This window comes from Ralstonia sp. RRA (assembly GCF_037023145.1).
Taxonomy (GTDB): domain Bacteria; phylum Pseudomonadota; class Gammaproteobacteria; order Burkholderiales; family Burkholderiaceae; genus Ralstonia.
This window is the reverse complement of the sequence record NZ_CP146091.1, coordinates 612,729-627,373: the sequence shown is the minus strand read 5'-3', so window position 1 is coordinate 627,373 and position 14,645 is coordinate 612,729. Positions and strand designations below refer to the sequence as shown.

General features: G+C 63.0%; 12 protein-coding genes and 2 pseudogenes. 6 read left to right on the top strand and 8 right to left on the bottom strand.

Annotation, left to right across the window (positions count from 1 at the left end):
* Position 1 precedes the first annotated feature (1 nt).
* From V6657_RS03045 to V6657_RS03025, 5 genes and pseudogenes are all read right to left on the bottom strand, one after another.
* Positions 2-1,201: a cyclopropane-fatty-acyl-phospholipid synthase family protein gene (locus V6657_RS03045; RefSeq protein ID WP_048934159.1), complete on the bottom strand. Its 1,200-nt coding sequence runs from the start codon at positions 1,199-1,201 to the stop codon at positions 2-4.
* The gene (locus V6657_RS03040) at positions 1,198-1,965 is read right to left on the bottom strand and encodes a DUF1365 domain-containing protein (RefSeq protein WP_048934193.1); all 768 of its coding nucleotides are present in this window, start codon (positions 1,963-1,965) and stop codon (positions 1,198-1,200) included. The genes V6657_RS03045 and V6657_RS03040 overlap by 4 nt, the downstream gene beginning before the upstream one ends.
* The gene (locus V6657_RS03035; protein WP_048934158.1) at positions 1,962-3,248 is read right to left on the bottom strand and encodes an FAD-dependent oxidoreductase; all 1,287 of its coding nucleotides are present in this window, start codon (positions 3,246-3,248) and stop codon (positions 1,962-1,964) included. The genes V6657_RS03040 and V6657_RS03035 overlap by 4 nt, the downstream gene beginning before the upstream one ends.
* Before the next feature lie 139 nt (positions 3,249-3,387).
* The gene (locus V6657_RS03030) at positions 3,388-4,389 is read right to left on the bottom strand and encodes a MerR family transcriptional regulator (RefSeq protein WP_048934157.1); all 1,002 of its coding nucleotides are present in this window, start codon (positions 4,387-4,389) and stop codon (positions 3,388-3,390) included.
* Positions 4,390-4,500: 111 nt separating this feature from the next.
* Positions 4,501-4,701 (bottom strand): annotated as a pseudogene (locus tag V6657_RS03025) (hypothetical protein); the annotation flags it as partial.
* Between the two features lie 3 nt (positions 4,702-4,704).
* Between V6657_RS03025 and V6657_RS03020 the strand changes: the two are divergent.
* Positions 4,705-4,869, top strand: a pseudogene (locus V6657_RS03020) (acetoacetate decarboxylase); the annotation flags it as partial.
* 28 nt (positions 4,870-4,897) lie between these two features.
* Complete coding sequence (locus V6657_RS03015; RefSeq protein WP_048934155.1) at positions 4,898-6,142, top strand: saccharopine dehydrogenase NADP-binding domain-containing protein; 1,245 nt, start codon at positions 4,898-4,900, stop codon at positions 6,140-6,142.
* Between the two features lie 97 nt (positions 6,143-6,239).
* Here the strand turns inward: V6657_RS03015 and V6657_RS03010 are convergent, their stop codons facing one another.
* Entirely contained in the window at positions 6,240-7,970 is a 1,731-nt protein-coding gene (locus tag V6657_RS03010) for a cation acetate symporter (RefSeq protein WP_048934154.1), read from the bottom strand.
* Positions 7,967-8,275: a DUF485 domain-containing protein gene (locus tag V6657_RS03005; RefSeq protein ID WP_048934153.1), complete on the bottom strand. Its 309-nt coding sequence runs from the start codon at positions 8,273-8,275 to the stop codon at positions 7,967-7,969. Before V6657_RS03005 ends, V6657_RS03010 begins: the two co-directional genes overlap by 4 nt.
* A gap of 431 nt (positions 8,276-8,706) precedes the next feature.
* Here V6657_RS03005 and V6657_RS03000 point away from each other — a divergent pair, with 431 nt between their 5' ends.
* The 4 genes from V6657_RS03000 to V6657_RS02985 are packed head-to-tail and all read left to right on the top strand — an operon-like array spanning position 8,707 to position 13,679.
* Positions 8,707-9,048: a hypothetical protein gene (locus tag V6657_RS03000; RefSeq protein WP_248694708.1), complete on the top strand. Its 342-nt coding sequence runs from the start codon at positions 8,707-8,709 to the stop codon at positions 9,046-9,048.
* Between the two features lie 46 nt (positions 9,049-9,094).
* Positions 9,095-10,750 (top strand): hypothetical protein, encoded by a 1,656-nt coding sequence (locus V6657_RS02995; protein ID WP_048934151.1) that lies wholly within the window; start codon positions 9,095-9,097, stop codon positions 10,748-10,750.
* Positions 10,751-10,808: 58 nt separating this feature from the next.
* Positions 10,809-12,161, top strand: a complete 1,353-nt coding sequence (locus tag V6657_RS02990; RefSeq protein ID WP_048934150.1) for a DUF6765 family protein — start codon at positions 10,809-10,811, stop codon at positions 12,159-12,161.
* A gap of 30 nt (positions 12,162-12,191) precedes the next feature.
* The gene (locus tag V6657_RS02985; protein WP_048934149.1) at positions 12,192-13,679 is read left to right on the top strand and encodes a hypothetical protein; all 1,488 of its coding nucleotides are present in this window, start codon (positions 12,192-12,194) and stop codon (positions 13,677-13,679) included.
* Here the strand turns inward: V6657_RS02985 and V6657_RS02980 are convergent.
* Positions 13,642-14,460 carry an AraC family transcriptional regulator gene (locus V6657_RS02980; protein ID WP_248694710.1) on the bottom strand — a complete coding sequence of 273 codons (819 nt, stop codon included), beginning with the start codon at positions 14,458-14,460 and terminating at the stop codon, positions 13,642-13,644. The genes V6657_RS02985 and V6657_RS02980 overlap by 38 nt on opposite strands.
* Between the last annotated feature and the right edge of the window lie 185 nt (positions 14,461-14,645).

Here is a 14,645-nt window from a genome sequence, read left to right as displayed (position 1 = left end):
CTCACACCCGCTCCAGCAGGAACTGCGACACACCGATCCGGCCTTCATCGAAGCCCGCTTCGCAATACGCAAAGTACAAGCGCCAGATGCGGATGAAGGCGTCATCAAACCCGAGCGCACGCACCGCGTCGAGCTGGGCTTCAAAGCGCTGGCTCCAGCGGCGCAAGGTCTCTGCGTAATCGGTGCCGAAATCCAGACGGTCGAGCACGCGCATGCCATGTTGTTCTGCCAAGCGGATGAAGCGCTCGCGGCTCGGCAGCATGCCGCCTGGAAAGATGAACTGCTGGATGAAGTCGGTGCCGGCGCGATAGCGCTCGAACTGCGCCTCATCGATGGTGATGCTCTGCACGAGCGCGCGGCCGCCATGGCGCAGGCAGCGCGCCAGCGTCTGAAAATAGGTTGACCAGTACGCCTCACCAACGGCCTCGAACATCTCGATGGAGACCACGGCGTCGTAGGCACCATCGATGTCACGGTAGTCGCACAGTTCAACGCGGGCGCGTGGTTCGTCCGCCAACCGCTGTGCGGTGTAGCCGCGCTGGGCTTCCGATAGCGTGATGCCATGCACATGCGCGCCGCGTGCACAGGCTATTTCCATCAGGCCGCCCCAGCCACAGCCGATCTCCAGCACGTCCATGCCTGGCCCCAGCCTGAGCTGGTCGCACACGCGCTGGTACTTGGCCGTTTGCGCATCGGCCAGTGCCTGTTGCGGGCGGCCGTTGAACCAGGCGGCCGAGTACGTCATCCCCGCGTCCAGCCACAGGCGGTAGAAGTCGTTGCCCAGGTCGTAATGCAGGTGGATATTGCGGCGACTGCCTTTGCGGGTGTTCCGGCGCAGCAGGTGGCGTACACGCAACCAGGTCCGCGCAACGGCATGCCCGAAGATGGCCTGCTCCAGCGTGGCAGCGTTGACGATGGCCAACCGCAACAGGTTGGTCAGGTTGCTCGTGTCGACCCAGCCATCGCGGTAGGCCTCGGCAAAGCCCACGTCGCCGCTGCGCAGAATACGGGCACAGGCGCGCCAGTCGTGGATGCGCAGATCGGCATGCAACGGCGATGCCGCGTCGCCAACCTGCACTTCGCCATCGGGCGTGGCGAGATGGAGAAAGCCGTGGCGCAGGCGCCCGGCCAGCGCCAATAGCAAACGCCCGGCGGCGGGAACATGGGACGGCACCCAGGCGAGAGAATGCGTGGCGGTCATTGGGTGTTCTCCAGAGAAGAAGCCTCATGCGCAGTGCGGCCGAAAAACGGCACGCCCTTGAACCACAGCCGCAGCGCCTGCCAGTGAATACGCCCGATCACCTGCAGCGCCAGCAACGGCTGGCGCAGGAGTGCACGGCGCAGGTGCGCCGCATCGAACGGCTGCAGTCGCCCGCCGATGGCGGTGTGCAGCAGCAGGCCGTCGTCGTCGTGATAGTCAATGCGCGCGAGTGCCGTGGTTGCCGTCTCAGCAAAGCGGAACTGATAGCCGCCCTCGACCCGGCAGAACGGGGACACATGTAGCTGCTTGCGGCAACTCAGCACCGTGTGCGCACCAATGGCACTGCCATCCGCCGCACACAGCAGGTAGCGGTGGTGCTGGCCAAACGTGTTGTTGACCTCGGCCAGCACCGCGCGCAGCTGGCCAGCCGCATCGTGGCAGTACCAGAACGACACGGGGTTGAACATCCAGCCCGCAATGCGCGGAAATGTCTGTAGCCAGACCTCGCCATCGGCGGTTAAGCCAGCGTCACGCAGCACACCGCGCATCCACACGAGCAGGTCAGAGCCGTCGCGCGGGCCGTAGTCACGCGTGCGCAGCGACAGCGGCCGCCAGCAGTTCACGCCAAACCACGTGCCCGTCAGCCGCTCCAGCGCAGAGAGCTTCACGCGCACCGCAAACACCGGGTAGACGAAGCGATGGGCCACCGGCCGCAAGCGGCGATGCATGACCTGGCCGACGAGGAGCTGTGCGTCTTCATTCATGGCGCCACCTGCGCCCAGGCGGGTGCGCAACCAAAATCGGCAGCCACGCGCAGGGCAGATTTCAAGCCGTCTTCATGAAAGCCGTAGCCCGTCCACGCACCGGCAAACCATGTGCGGCGCTGCCCCTGCAGCGCGGGCAAGCGGGCCTGCGCATCGATGGCCGGCTGGTCGAACACCGGGTGCTCATACGCGAAGCGCTGGTACTCCAGTTCGGGCGCGGGCGGCGCCGGCGGGTTGAGCGTGACCACGACCGGAGTCGATACCGGCAGCGGCTGCAGTTGGTTGAGCAGATAGCTCACGCAGGGCGCGCTACCAGCCGCCCCGGCCTGCGGTGCGTCGATGTAGTTCCAGGCCGACCAGACCCGCCGCCGACGCGGCAGCAGGCGGGTATCGCGGTGCAGAAAGGCGGTGTTGGGCTGATAGCGGAATGCCCCGAGCACAGCACGCTCGTCATCTGTTGCATCGTCGAGCATGCGCAACGTCTGGGGCGCATGCGTGGCCAGCACCACGGCGTCATAACGCTCGGTACCGGCATCGGTCAGCACATCAACATGGGTGGCTGCCCGGCGAATGCCGCGCACGGGTGTGGCAACGCGCACGTCGGCCAACCGGCTGGCGATGGCGTGCACATAGCTGCGCGCGCCGCCTTTGACCGTGCGCCAGCGTGGCCGGTCGAAGATCTGCAGCAAGCCGTGGTTGAGGCAGAAACGCAGAAATGTCTCGGCGGGAAACGAAAGGATGTCGCGGCTGGGGGTAGACCAGATGGCCGCCGCCATCGGGAGCAGATAGTGCGCGCAGAAGGGCTCACCATAGCGGCCTGCGGCCAGCAACGCGCCAAGACTGTGGCGGGCCCTGCGCGCGGCCGCCAGGTTGGCGTGCGCCTGCCGGTTGAAGCGCAGGATGTCGCCCAGCATCGACAGAAACGCGGCGGACACCAAGTTGCGCGGCTGTGCAAACACCGTGCGCAGACTCGTGCCCGCCCACTCCAGCGCGCCATCGCCCACCGATACGCTGAACGACATGTCGCTCTCGCAATGCGCCACGCCCAGCGCATCAAACAGAGCAATCAGGTTCGGATAGGTGCGCGCGTTGAATACCAGGAAGCCCGTGTCCACCCCAAACACGTGCCCGCTGTCTTCAATGTCGACCGTGTTGGTGTGCCCACCCAATCTGGGCGCCGCTTCAAACAGCGTGACGGCATGGCGCCGCGCAAGACAATGCGCCGCAGCCAAGCCTGAGATGCCCGAGCCCACCACCGCAATGCGTTGGCCGGACGCCGGCATAACCGCAGGCCGTACGCCGTCAGCCGCCCCGGTATTGCCGGGTGGATCCAAGGACCATTCCATTGAGATTGCCTCCAAATGCGGGCGATGCGCGCATCACCCCTGCCGCTTCATGTGACGCTTACTGGCATATACGCGGCTAAGGCTCCGGTGGATGCAGCGTTTCAACGCGGATGGCGTATTCCATCGCGTCTTCAAGCATCAGGCGGGCACGGTTGGTGACGTCGCCCAGGTGCCGGTGCAGTTGTTCATCTGCCGGGGAGCGCACCGCGCAGGCATCGCTGAAGCGCTCGAACGCATCGAGCTGCCGGATCAGGTCGACCAGGTGTCGGGGGCACTCGCACGCAATCGTCTGCGAGGCATTGGCAAAGAGATCGAGTTGCCGGTCGGTGAAACGGCGGGCGTTACGTTGCAAGGGCAGCAACTGGCCGTACATCGCATCCACCCGGACAAGCCGCACCAGTTCTTGGAGGACTTGATCCAGCTCGCCGTGTGCGTTGGGCTCGCGGTACAGGCGCACGCCGGCTGCGCGCAGCATGTCGGTGGCGCGCACCGTGCCGAAACCGTAGACCACGCCCACGGCGCTGGCGCCCAAGCAACGGCTGGCTGCCAAGATGGCTTCCGCGTCGTCCGGCTGCAGAGAGACCGCTTCCACCAGTAGCGCATGCGTACGCTGGGCATCGTCGCCCAGCGCGTCTGCGTCGATGGCGGCCAGCTCGACAACCGATTCGATGCCAAGCGAAGCCAGCGCGCCTTTTCTGCGCCGAACACGCTCGGCAAGCAGCGGGCCGTACAACGTCAACGCGATGCTGGACTGGGGCAGCATGCGGTTGGCACCCCTGGCCGTCTCCGACGTTTCAAGCAAGCGTTCAAGCTCGGCGTGGTTGGCATGCGCGATCGTGCCGATGGCGTGCCCCTGGCTGACCAGCAACCGGAGCAACGTCAGGCGCTGGACGTCCTCACCCGAGTACAGCCGCTGCCCCGACTCGGATTTGGCGGGCGATATCAGGCCGTAGCGCTGCTCCCAGACGCGCAACGTGGAAACAGGCATCTTGGCCATCCGCGCGGCCGCTCCGCTGCGGTATCGAGGTGCATCGCGTTGTGCATCACGCGGCGCATCGTTGTCCTGTCCCACGAGCATCCCCTTGAGTCATTGATTGACTCTAATGAAATGCCAGCGAACCGATAACGTCAACGAAATGACGCGGAAAATGGGGGGCAGCCTGGTGCATGCATCGCAATTGAGTTGAGTTCACGCACGAATCCCGTGCAGTGAGCCCAAACCCGACTTGCCCGCCCACTCCCGCTGAATCTGCTCCAGCCTCGCCCGATACGCCATCACCTTGAACTCGGGAAACCGGCACTTGAACTGGGTGGAGTCAAACAGGTTGTCCTGCTCGTACCGCGGCAGCAGTTCGCGGGTCTCGCGCACGGGCTTGGAGAACAGCCCCGCAGCCTGTTTCCGCGCCATGTCAAGCTGGTGCGCCACGGCGGTCCGCTGGGCCAGTTGCTTGATGGGCTGGGCGCGTCCACCATGCTCAGGTTGTATGTTGTGAAAGACGCCCAACTGGTGCTGAATCTGCCAACACCGCTGAAGGCGTTTGACCACGCTGGACGGTGACTCCATCCGCCCCGAAAAGGAAGACCCCATGACTGCCCCGGACCATGACCTCGTCGTGTTTGGCGCCACCAGTTTTGTCGGCCAGATCCTGACCCGCTACCTGGCTGAGCAGTTCTCGGGCCAGGCGGAAACCCTGCGCTGGGCCATTGCGGGCCGATCTGAAGCGAAGCTCAACGAGCTCAAGCGCTCACTGGGTGCAGCGGGTGCCGCCCTGCCCATCATCGTCGCGGATGCGGCCAACGAAGCCCAGTTGCGCGCGTTATGTGCGCAGACCCGGGTGGTGGTGTCCACGGTGGGTCCTTACGCGCTCTATGGCGAGCCCTTGGTCAAGGTCTGCGCGGAAAGCGGCACCGACTATTGCGACCTCACTGGCGAGACCCAGTGGATCAAACGGATGATCGAGAAGTACGAGGCGACCGCGCAGCAATCGGGCGCACGCATCGTCCATTGCTGTGGCTTCGACTCGGTACCGTCGGACATGGGTGTCTACTTCCTGCAGCAACAGGCGATGCAGCAATGGGGCACGCCGGCCACCCACGTAAAGATGCGCGTCAAGACGCTCAAGGGCGGCGCATCGGGCGGCACCGTGGCCAGCCTGATCAACGTGGTGCAGGAGGCTGCCGCCGACCCCGCCTTGCGCAGGGAGCTGGCCAACCCGTATGCCCTCTGCCCCAACGGACATGGCTTCACGGCACGCCAGCACTCCGCGAGGGGCGCGGCATTCGATACCGATTTCGATGCGTGGATCGCGCCCTTTGTCATGGCGGCCATCAACGAGCGTGTGGTGCACCGCTCCAATGCGTTGTCCGGCAACGCCTATGGCAACCAGTTCACGTATGACGAAGCGGTGATCACCGGCAGCGGCCTGCAAGGCCGCCTGCGAGCCGTGACGATGGTCGCCGGCCTGGGGGCGTTCATGGTGGGCATCGTCATCAAGCCCACACGACTCTTGATGGAGCGCTTCCTGCTGCCCAAACCCGGCGAAGGCCCCAGCCCAGCGGCCCAATTGGCGGGCCGCTACGACCTCCGCTTCTTTGCGCGCACCGACGACGGCAAGACCTTGCGCGTGAAAGTGACGGGGGATCGCGATCCGGGCTACGGCTCCACCGGCAAGATGCTGGGCCAGGCGGCAGCCAGCCTCGCGCTGGACCATGTCAAGGACGGCATCAAGACCGGGCGGCCCGGCGGCTTCTGGACACCGGCCACGATGTTCGATGACCGCTTCATCGCGCGCCTGACCCGCAACGCAGGCTTGCGCTTCGAGCGGCTATGAAGCGCGCTGTAGAAGCGATGTAGAAGATAGAAGAGACAACACTGGAAGGCAGGCGACGCAGCAGCACACCACCCGCTTCCAGTGTGTGGCGCAACGCTTAGTGGCTCGAAGCGCCCGCGGCACCAAGGCCTGTTTCCGAACGCACTTGCTGCGCATCGAAGGAGGCCTTTTCAGCCTTGGCACGCGCGCTGGTATCCAGCACCGAGAACAGCCACACGCCCACAAAACCGATCGTCATCGAGAACAGCGCCGGCGAGGTGTACGGGAACCACGCCGAGCCCTTCGGATACCCCAGCGTGGCTTCCCACACCGACGGCGACACAATCGTCAGCCCCACCGACGAGATCAGCCCCAGGAACCCGCCGATGACCGCGCCACGCGTGGTGCAGCCCTTCCACAGCATCGACAGGAACAACACCGGGAAGTTGGCCGACGCCGCCACCGCAAAGGCCAGCGACACCATGAATGCGATGTTCTGCTTCTCGAAGGCGATGCCCAGCAGCACGGCAATCACACCCAGCACCAGCGTGGTGATGCGCGACACCTTCAGCTCGTCCGCACTGTTGGCCTTGCCGTTCTTGAAGACGGTAGCGTAGAGATCGTGCGACACCGCCGAGGCGCCAGACAGCGTGAGCCCCGCCACCACCGCAAGGATCGTTGCAAAGGCCACGGCCGAGATGAAGCCGTAGAACACATCACCGCCCACCGTCTTGGCGACCAGAACCGCAGCCATGTTGGCCGTACCTGCACCGCCCTTGATCACACCCTTGGCGATATCGGAGAGCTCCGGATTGGTCAGCACCAGCGTGATCGCACCAAAACCGATGATGAAGATCAGGACGTAGAAGTAGCCGATCCAGGTGGTGGCCCAGAACACCGATTTGCGTGCTTCCTTGGCGTCCGGCACTGTGAAGAAGCGCATCAGGATGTGCGGCAGCCCAGCGGTGCCGAACATCAACGCCATGCCGAACGAGATGGCCGAGATTGGATCTTTGATGAAGCCGCCCGGCGACATCACCGACAGGCCGATCTTGGTGGCATCGTCCGGCGACTTGCCGGCATTGGTGGCGATGGCAGTCTTCACTTCGACAGCCTTGGCGAACAGCGCTTCGGGGCTGAAGCCGTACTGCGCCAACACCATGATGGCCATGAACGTCACGCCGGCCAGCAGCAGGCACGCCTTGATGATCTGCACCCAGGTCGTTGCAGTCATGCCGCCAAACAGCACGTAGACCATCATCAGCGCACCAACGATGACCACCGCCACCCAGTAGTCCAGACCGAACAGCAGCTTGATGAGCTGCCCGGCGCCCACCATCTGTGCGATCAGGTAGAAAGCCACTACCACCAGCGTGCCAATGGCGGCAAAGCTGCGGATCGGGCCCTGTTCAAAGCGGTAGCCCGCCACATCGGCAAAAGTGAATTTGCCCAGATTGCGCAGTCGCTCGGCCATCAGGAACGTGATGATCGGCCAGCCGACCAGGAAGCCGATGGAGTAGATCAGGCCGTCGTAACCGGAGGTCATCACGGCAGCAGAAATCCCCAGGAAGGACGCGGCCGACATGTAGTCGCCCGAGATCGCCAGGCCGTTCTGAAAACCGGTGATGCCGCCGCCGGCATTGTAGAAATCCGCCGCAGAGCGCGTGCGCGAGGCCGCCCACTTGGTGATCCACAGCGTGCCGGCCACGAACAGCGCAAACAGCACGATGGCCGTGGTGTTGGTTGCCTGCTTGGCCGTCTCGCCAACATCACCGCCCGCTGCGATGGTGACACCGCAGGCACCGGCGGCCAGCAGCGCCACCAGCATCATGGAAAGCGTCTTCTTCATTTGGCGACGTCCTGCAGGATGTCCTGCGTCAGTTGATCGTATTCGTTGTTTGCGCGGCGCACGTAGAGGCCGGTGATGACGACGGTGAAAGCAATCACCGCCATGCCGACCGGCACGCCGACACTCATCACACCCGCGCTCACGGGCTTGGCGAGGAACGGCTTGTTGAATGCGATCAGCGCGATGTAGCCGTAGTACACGACCAGCATCGCCACCGTCAGAAAGAGGCCGAGCGCATTGCGCCGGCGCTTGAGCTGCGCATATTTCGGATGCGCCGCAATTTTTGCTACCAAACCATCCTGCATCGCCTGTCTCCTGAATTGCTCTTGAATGAGTGCGGCGATTCTGGATAGCGAAACTGACTGAACTCTTACTCGGCCCCTCGTGAGCGGTGCGGCAGACACTATGGTTTTCCCTAGCGAAGCGCAGCCCGTTGTTGCTCTGGCATGAGAGAGGCGCTGTCTTCATCTCATCGATCGTGCTCAGGTGCTTTGACGCGCTGGCCACGCTTTTTCTGCAGCGACTGGGGTTAGTCAGTACGCAATTTCTCGACAGTCCGCAATAAGCCGATATCTCGGCGTCACGTCGCTCACTAACATCCATCGCATCGATGCCCGACCCAGCGGCCGGTCGAGTACTGGATGTGAGAGCCATGGAATGCCACGCACGCACCGAGCAGAGGAAGCCGAGACAATGGGGCCGGTACCTCGCATTGATCGTCACCACGACAGCGCTGATGCTCGCCTACGGCATTGCACGGCATCTGTCGTGGGCAGACGCAACGCCTCCTAATCCTCGGCAATTCACCGTCGATGTCGATCGTGACAAGGCGCCCTGGGATCGGCCTGTGATCACGCTTCGCGAAGGCGTGCCTGCGCATATCAATGTGCATTCGCAAGTGCCCGGCGTCTTGATGGTCCATGAAATCCCCGGCGCCTTCGCTGCATGCGAATCGGGAAATGCACAGTCACTGGACATCTTGCCCGTCGGCATCACGGGGCGCTTCTCGCTGCATTTCCATACCCGCACGGGTGAACAGCTCGAAGTCGCCACGCTCGAGATCTATCCGGAGTCATGACCCCAACACGAGCCCATCCATTCAAACATTATTAGAGGAGACAACAATGCAACGACTGAATCGCGTCGCGATAGCGATATCGCTCAGCACGTTCGTACTCACCGGCTGCGGAGGAGGTTCGGACGATACCGCAGCCACCACCACGCCCGCAGCGCCCGCAGCGCCCGCCGTATCTGTAGCCGACTATGTCGTTCCCAAGGTGCAAAGCTGCGCCCCGACCGATACGCCCGAGACGGCGCTGCAAGGCCAAGTGCCAGCGGCGCTCCGGCAGGCTGGATTTAATGGCTTCAACTGCAACCTGAAACTCGTCAGCCAGGTGCAGGGGGAAGGGGCTTCGTGGTCCGCCGCGACCTACACCGACAAGAAGGGGCAAACGTGCTTCTATCACTCCACAATGGGCCCGAGCGCGCTATTCACCAACCCGGCCGCGCCGCCGCGCATGAACCCCGGCGTACCGGTCATCAACATCACCAACCCGGCGCAACCCGTGCGGGTGAGTTCGTTGACGTCCACCGCGATGATCGATCCCTGGGAATCGCTGCGCGTGAACGTCGCGCGCGGCATCCTGGCGGCGGATAACGGGCTGAATGGTGGCGGTGGCCCCGAGATCGATCTGTACGACGTGTCCACCGACTGCACCCAGCCGCAACTGCTTGCCAGCGTTCCCGTCGGTACTGGCGCGGACGGCGGCATCATTCCGGCAAAAGCGCCCATCGGTCACGAAGGTGGTTTCTCGCCGGATGGCTTCACGTACTACATTGGCGGAGCGCTGTCCAAGGCCTACTACGCGGTCGATTTGACCGTACCCACACACCCGAAGCTGATCTCTGCAATCACCTTGTCGGACCTCGGATTCGGCGCCTCTCCCCACGGCTTGTCCGTGAGCCAGAACGGGACACGCGCGTACTTCACCGCGGTCGGAAACATGGGCACCGCGTACGGATCGGGCAACCCGCCGCTCAACAATGCAAACGCCACCGGAGACAATGGATTCTTCGTCATTGATACCAGCGAGGTGCAAAGCCGGCGCCCCAATGCACAGATGCACCGCATCACGACGGTGCCGGTGCGCAATGGCAGCGCCGCACAACATACGATCTCATTCGCCGTGGCGGGCAAACCGTATGTGATCGAAGTGGATGAAGGCGGATCAGCGGGCATACAGGACCCCAACGCGGCGGGTGTCAAAGCGGCGTGCAATGCCAGCATGACGCCATTCCCGCTGGGGCATATCTACGACATGTCGGACGAAACCGCACCCAAGCTTGTCTCTGAACTTCGGCTGGAAACGCACGCTGTCCAGAACTGCGACAAGGTCATGCCCGACATTGCGGGGCTGACCTGGTTCACTTACGGCAGTCACTACTGCAGCGTGGACAACCGGGAGAACGCTACGGCGCTCGCTTGCAGCTACTTCAACTCGGGGGTGCGCGTGTTCGATATCCGGGATCCGTCCAAGCCCAAGGAAATCGCCTACTACAACCCGGCTTCCGCGAAGTCTCCTGGCGCCGGGTCCGCGCAACTCATGTTTGGGCAATATCGCGCTGGCGGTCCGGACTGGTGTGCATCGCGTCTCGATTTCGACTTCGACCGCCACCTGCTGACCACGGCGTGCCAGGACAACGGCCTGCTCGTCATGGCGTTCGAGAACGGCGCGTGGCCATTCCCCGAAAGCACGAAGGCGATTGAGATCGGCAACTGAAACGCAGCAGCAGCCCCCTCGTGTCACAGCCCGAGGGGGCACAACCAAGATAGCCACCATGCAGCCCCACGCATCACGACTCCTGAAACTCTCCACGTTGTCATTGCTCGCCGCACTTGCCGTTCCGCTGACATGCAATGCCTTCGAGTCCGACGTGCACTTCGGGCTGACGTACTGGCTAGCAAAGAAAGCGGGGTTCGCAGCTGGCGAAGCGGAGGCGATTGCGATTGCGAATCAGCGCCTCGATGCAGGGTCGATCGAATACATGACGTCCCCGTTGCAGTTTGCGTGCCTGTCGCGCTACGCGCCCGACGCTGTGGACAGCCAGGCTCGGCACTATCCAAGCGCAAGCAAAACGCCGGCGCCCGCGCAGGCCCGGCCGGTGGCGGCAGGAGGCTCCGCCTCGCAATCCACGGTGGACGCAGCGCTCAAGCGCGCCGACGGAGACAAGGCCGCATTCATGCTCGGCGAGTTCGGGCGCTCACTCCATGCGCTGCAGGATTCGTGGGCACATCAGGGCACGCCTTCCGTGCCAGATTGGAGCCGCCACGGCATCGCGTGCGACGCCAATCTCGCCATGGCCGCGCCGCTTGATCGTGGCGCGCCGCAGAGTCACGATGCAGACTTGACCTGGCGTTGGCCCGCCGACGTGGAAGCGATGGCGAAGGCCACGTACGCGCAGATGCTGAAGTACCCGAGCATCAATGGAGTACGCAGAACCGCGTTGACCTGGGAGCAGGTCAAACCCGCGCTCGCAGGCTTCACCAGTGCACGAACGAAGCGTGCCAAGTCTGAGTGGTTCGCCGCGAACGAGGTTGCAGATACATCGTTTCTCGACGGAACCAGCCTGCCGGACGGCCCCCAGTGGGAGGCACGCCGTTGGAAAGGCCGGCGCGATGTTCCAACACCCATGGCGCCGACAGCGCAATTCGGTGTGGACAAGGCGCTCATCGATTTCTACTCAAGCTTCTTCAGCGATTGGGTCACCACGTCACCGGTCGACAAGCGCTGGTTGTCCGCACTCGCCACCGGGCGCAACCATCAGCCCGACGACACGCTGGTCGATCAACTGATCGGATGGCGGCTACGGGATCACGGAAGCTACCTTGCCTTCGAAGCGCAGTCGCAACCGGCACGCGGTGCGTCGTCACCGCTTCGCCAGCGCGCCGCGTTCGAGGTATTCAAGTCATTGAACAGCGCCGTGCTGCCGCTCATCTTGGAAGGGGATAAGCCGTCGCCGATCCTGCCCTTCCTTGTGTTTGCGCTGCCAGATTCGGCTGACGGGAAAAAACAAGCCGTAGCACTGATCAAGCTGCTCGATGCGCCCTACGACACCATTGGCGTGCTCGCCGAGAAGCGCAGTGGATCTGACTGGAAGATCACAGGGTTGATCTCATCGGCGGACTACTGAGCCGGAAGACAGAAGACGGAAGGCACTTAAATGTCAGTTGATATCGAACACGGCTTGCGGCAAGCACCGGGGCGCCGAGCCGTCTGGACTGCACTGGCCGTTGCATGCATGCCGACCGTGGCCGAGGCTCATGCCTGGAACGTTCCGTACTACCTGCCGGTTCCGCTGTGGCTGTATGCGTACGCGGCCACGAGCACGCTCATCATCTCCTTCATGATCCTCGCGTTCGCATCCAACGCCCGGATGCCTCATGTCGGCTCGTGGTCGGCTCAGCGGCGGAAAGCGCTGCGCATACCGGCTGCAGTGCTCAAGGCTGGACAAGTCGCCAGCACATTGTTCCTCACGCTGTTGGTCGTCGCCGGGTTGGCCGGAACCCAGAATCCGTTTCAGAACATCAGCATGTCGGGCTTCTGGATCTGGTTCTATCTGGGGTCGGTCTATGTGAGCGCCGTGCTTGGAGACGTCTACGCTTTCGCCAATCCGGTGGCCTGGCTATTGCGAATCGCGGCACGGCATTTCCCGGCGCTCGAAACAGGGCGGTATCGCTATTCCCGATCCCTCGCCGCCTATCCGGCATTGGTCTCGTACATCGCGCTCATCGCACTCGAGTTATTCGGCGCCGGAAAACCGAGAGACGTCAGCGTGTTTCTCCTGGCATACGTCGCGTATGCACTGGCAGGGTCGCTCTGCTTCGGCCGAGACGTGTGGCTTACGCACTTTGACACGCTGGGGATCCTGTATCGGTTGTGCGCCAAGCTCTCACCGCTCGGATGGCGTTCGCTATCCAACGGTGACGCTGCCATCCAACTGAGAAATCCGATTGCCGATATCTCAAGTGAGCCGCCCTCACACATGAGCATCGTGGCCTTCCTCTCGTTCATGCTTGCGTCGACGGCTTACGATGGCTTGCGAGACACAGCCGCCTGGAATCGATTCTTCTGGGGCGGCATCTACCCGCACGTCGTGCACCATGTTCCGGCGCTCGGCAATAACTACGCGCTATCCGCCGAAGTGCTTCTGGTCTGGCAGTGGCTGACGTTCGCTGCCATCGGCGTGGCGTACTGCGTTCTGTTTCGGCTGTTCTGTGCGCTTCAGGCGATGAGCGCAAGTGCGCCGCTGAATGGAAAAACGATCACGCAGCAGTTTTGCCTCGCACTGCTCCCCATTGCCCTGTTCTATAACGTCTGCCATTACTTCACGCTATTTTTGGGACAGTGGCGGCAAGTGCTCGCGCTCGTCTCCGATCCACTTGGGCGCGGTTGGCATCTGCTGCCGGCGCTGCCTACGTTCAGCGAGACCACGCCAGCGCAATCGCTCATCAACATGGGCTATATCTGGCACGCTCAGGTGCTGCTGATTCTCGTCGGGCACCTCCTGAGCGTGTACATCACCCACGCGATCTCCGTGAGGCACCGCAGTACCGCCAGAACCACCGTCGTCAGCGAGCTTCCGCTGCTTGTACTGACGATCGTGCTGACAATCAGCGGTCTGTGGATTCTCTCGCTTCCGCTCGCGTGAGGATCGCAGGGCCCGGCTTGAGCTCGGAAGGAGACACACCCCACCGCTTGCGGAACGTCGCAGAGAAGTGGCTGGCGGTCGAGAAGCCGCAGGTGAACGCGGCCTCGGTCACATCGCATTGCCCGCTGGTGATCAGGGTGCGCGCGGCCTGCAGGCGGCTCTCGATAATGTATTGATGCGGCGTCAGGCCGTGGGCTTTCTTGAAGCTTCGGATGAACGAATAGAGATCGCCCGGATAGTCCACTGCATTGGCAACCATCTGGAGCGTCAATTCATCTCGGAACTTGTCCTGGATGTACTCAACGGCTTTTTGCATCATCGGCGCGTGCGCGTATTCCCTCGGCCGCGGGCGCGATTCCAGATACGTCATGCGGCGCAGGGCAGCGGCTCCCAGCGCTTCCGCATACATCGGCCCCAGCGGCATTCCCGCGAGCGCGTCTTCATGAATCGATCGGACGATCTGCATGAGTAGCGCATCGCTCAGGTCATACCGGAGCGCAGCATCGCCAGCCTTCCCATTCGTCTGCAGACCTGACTGGGCCAGCCATGACGGATCAAAGTGGATGTTCACCCACTCGATGGGCATTGATATTCGGCCAGCAAAGTAGAACCCCGGTGCGACAAACGCCAGCGGCGTTCGAAGGTGCATCGTGCTCCACCCTCGCCCCTCCATTCGAACTTCCGTTTTGACCCGTGGCGTCAGATAGAGAGTGAATATCTCCCCGGTGGTCACCATGTCCAGGAGTTCGACGTCGCCAGTGGCGATGTAGTGGTCGACCATGACCGGCGATAGCGAGGGCGAAATGGACCTCCGCTTCCACATCGCGGGCGTCTCGCAACTCGCCAAGCTGCCATCGGGAGCGACCCGGCTGAGATCTCGCATCATCGTCTGGTGGGCCACGCGTCCTCCCTGCGTTCGATCGACGTTTTCGGGAAAAGCGACCTGATGCCGCTTCAGTGCATCGG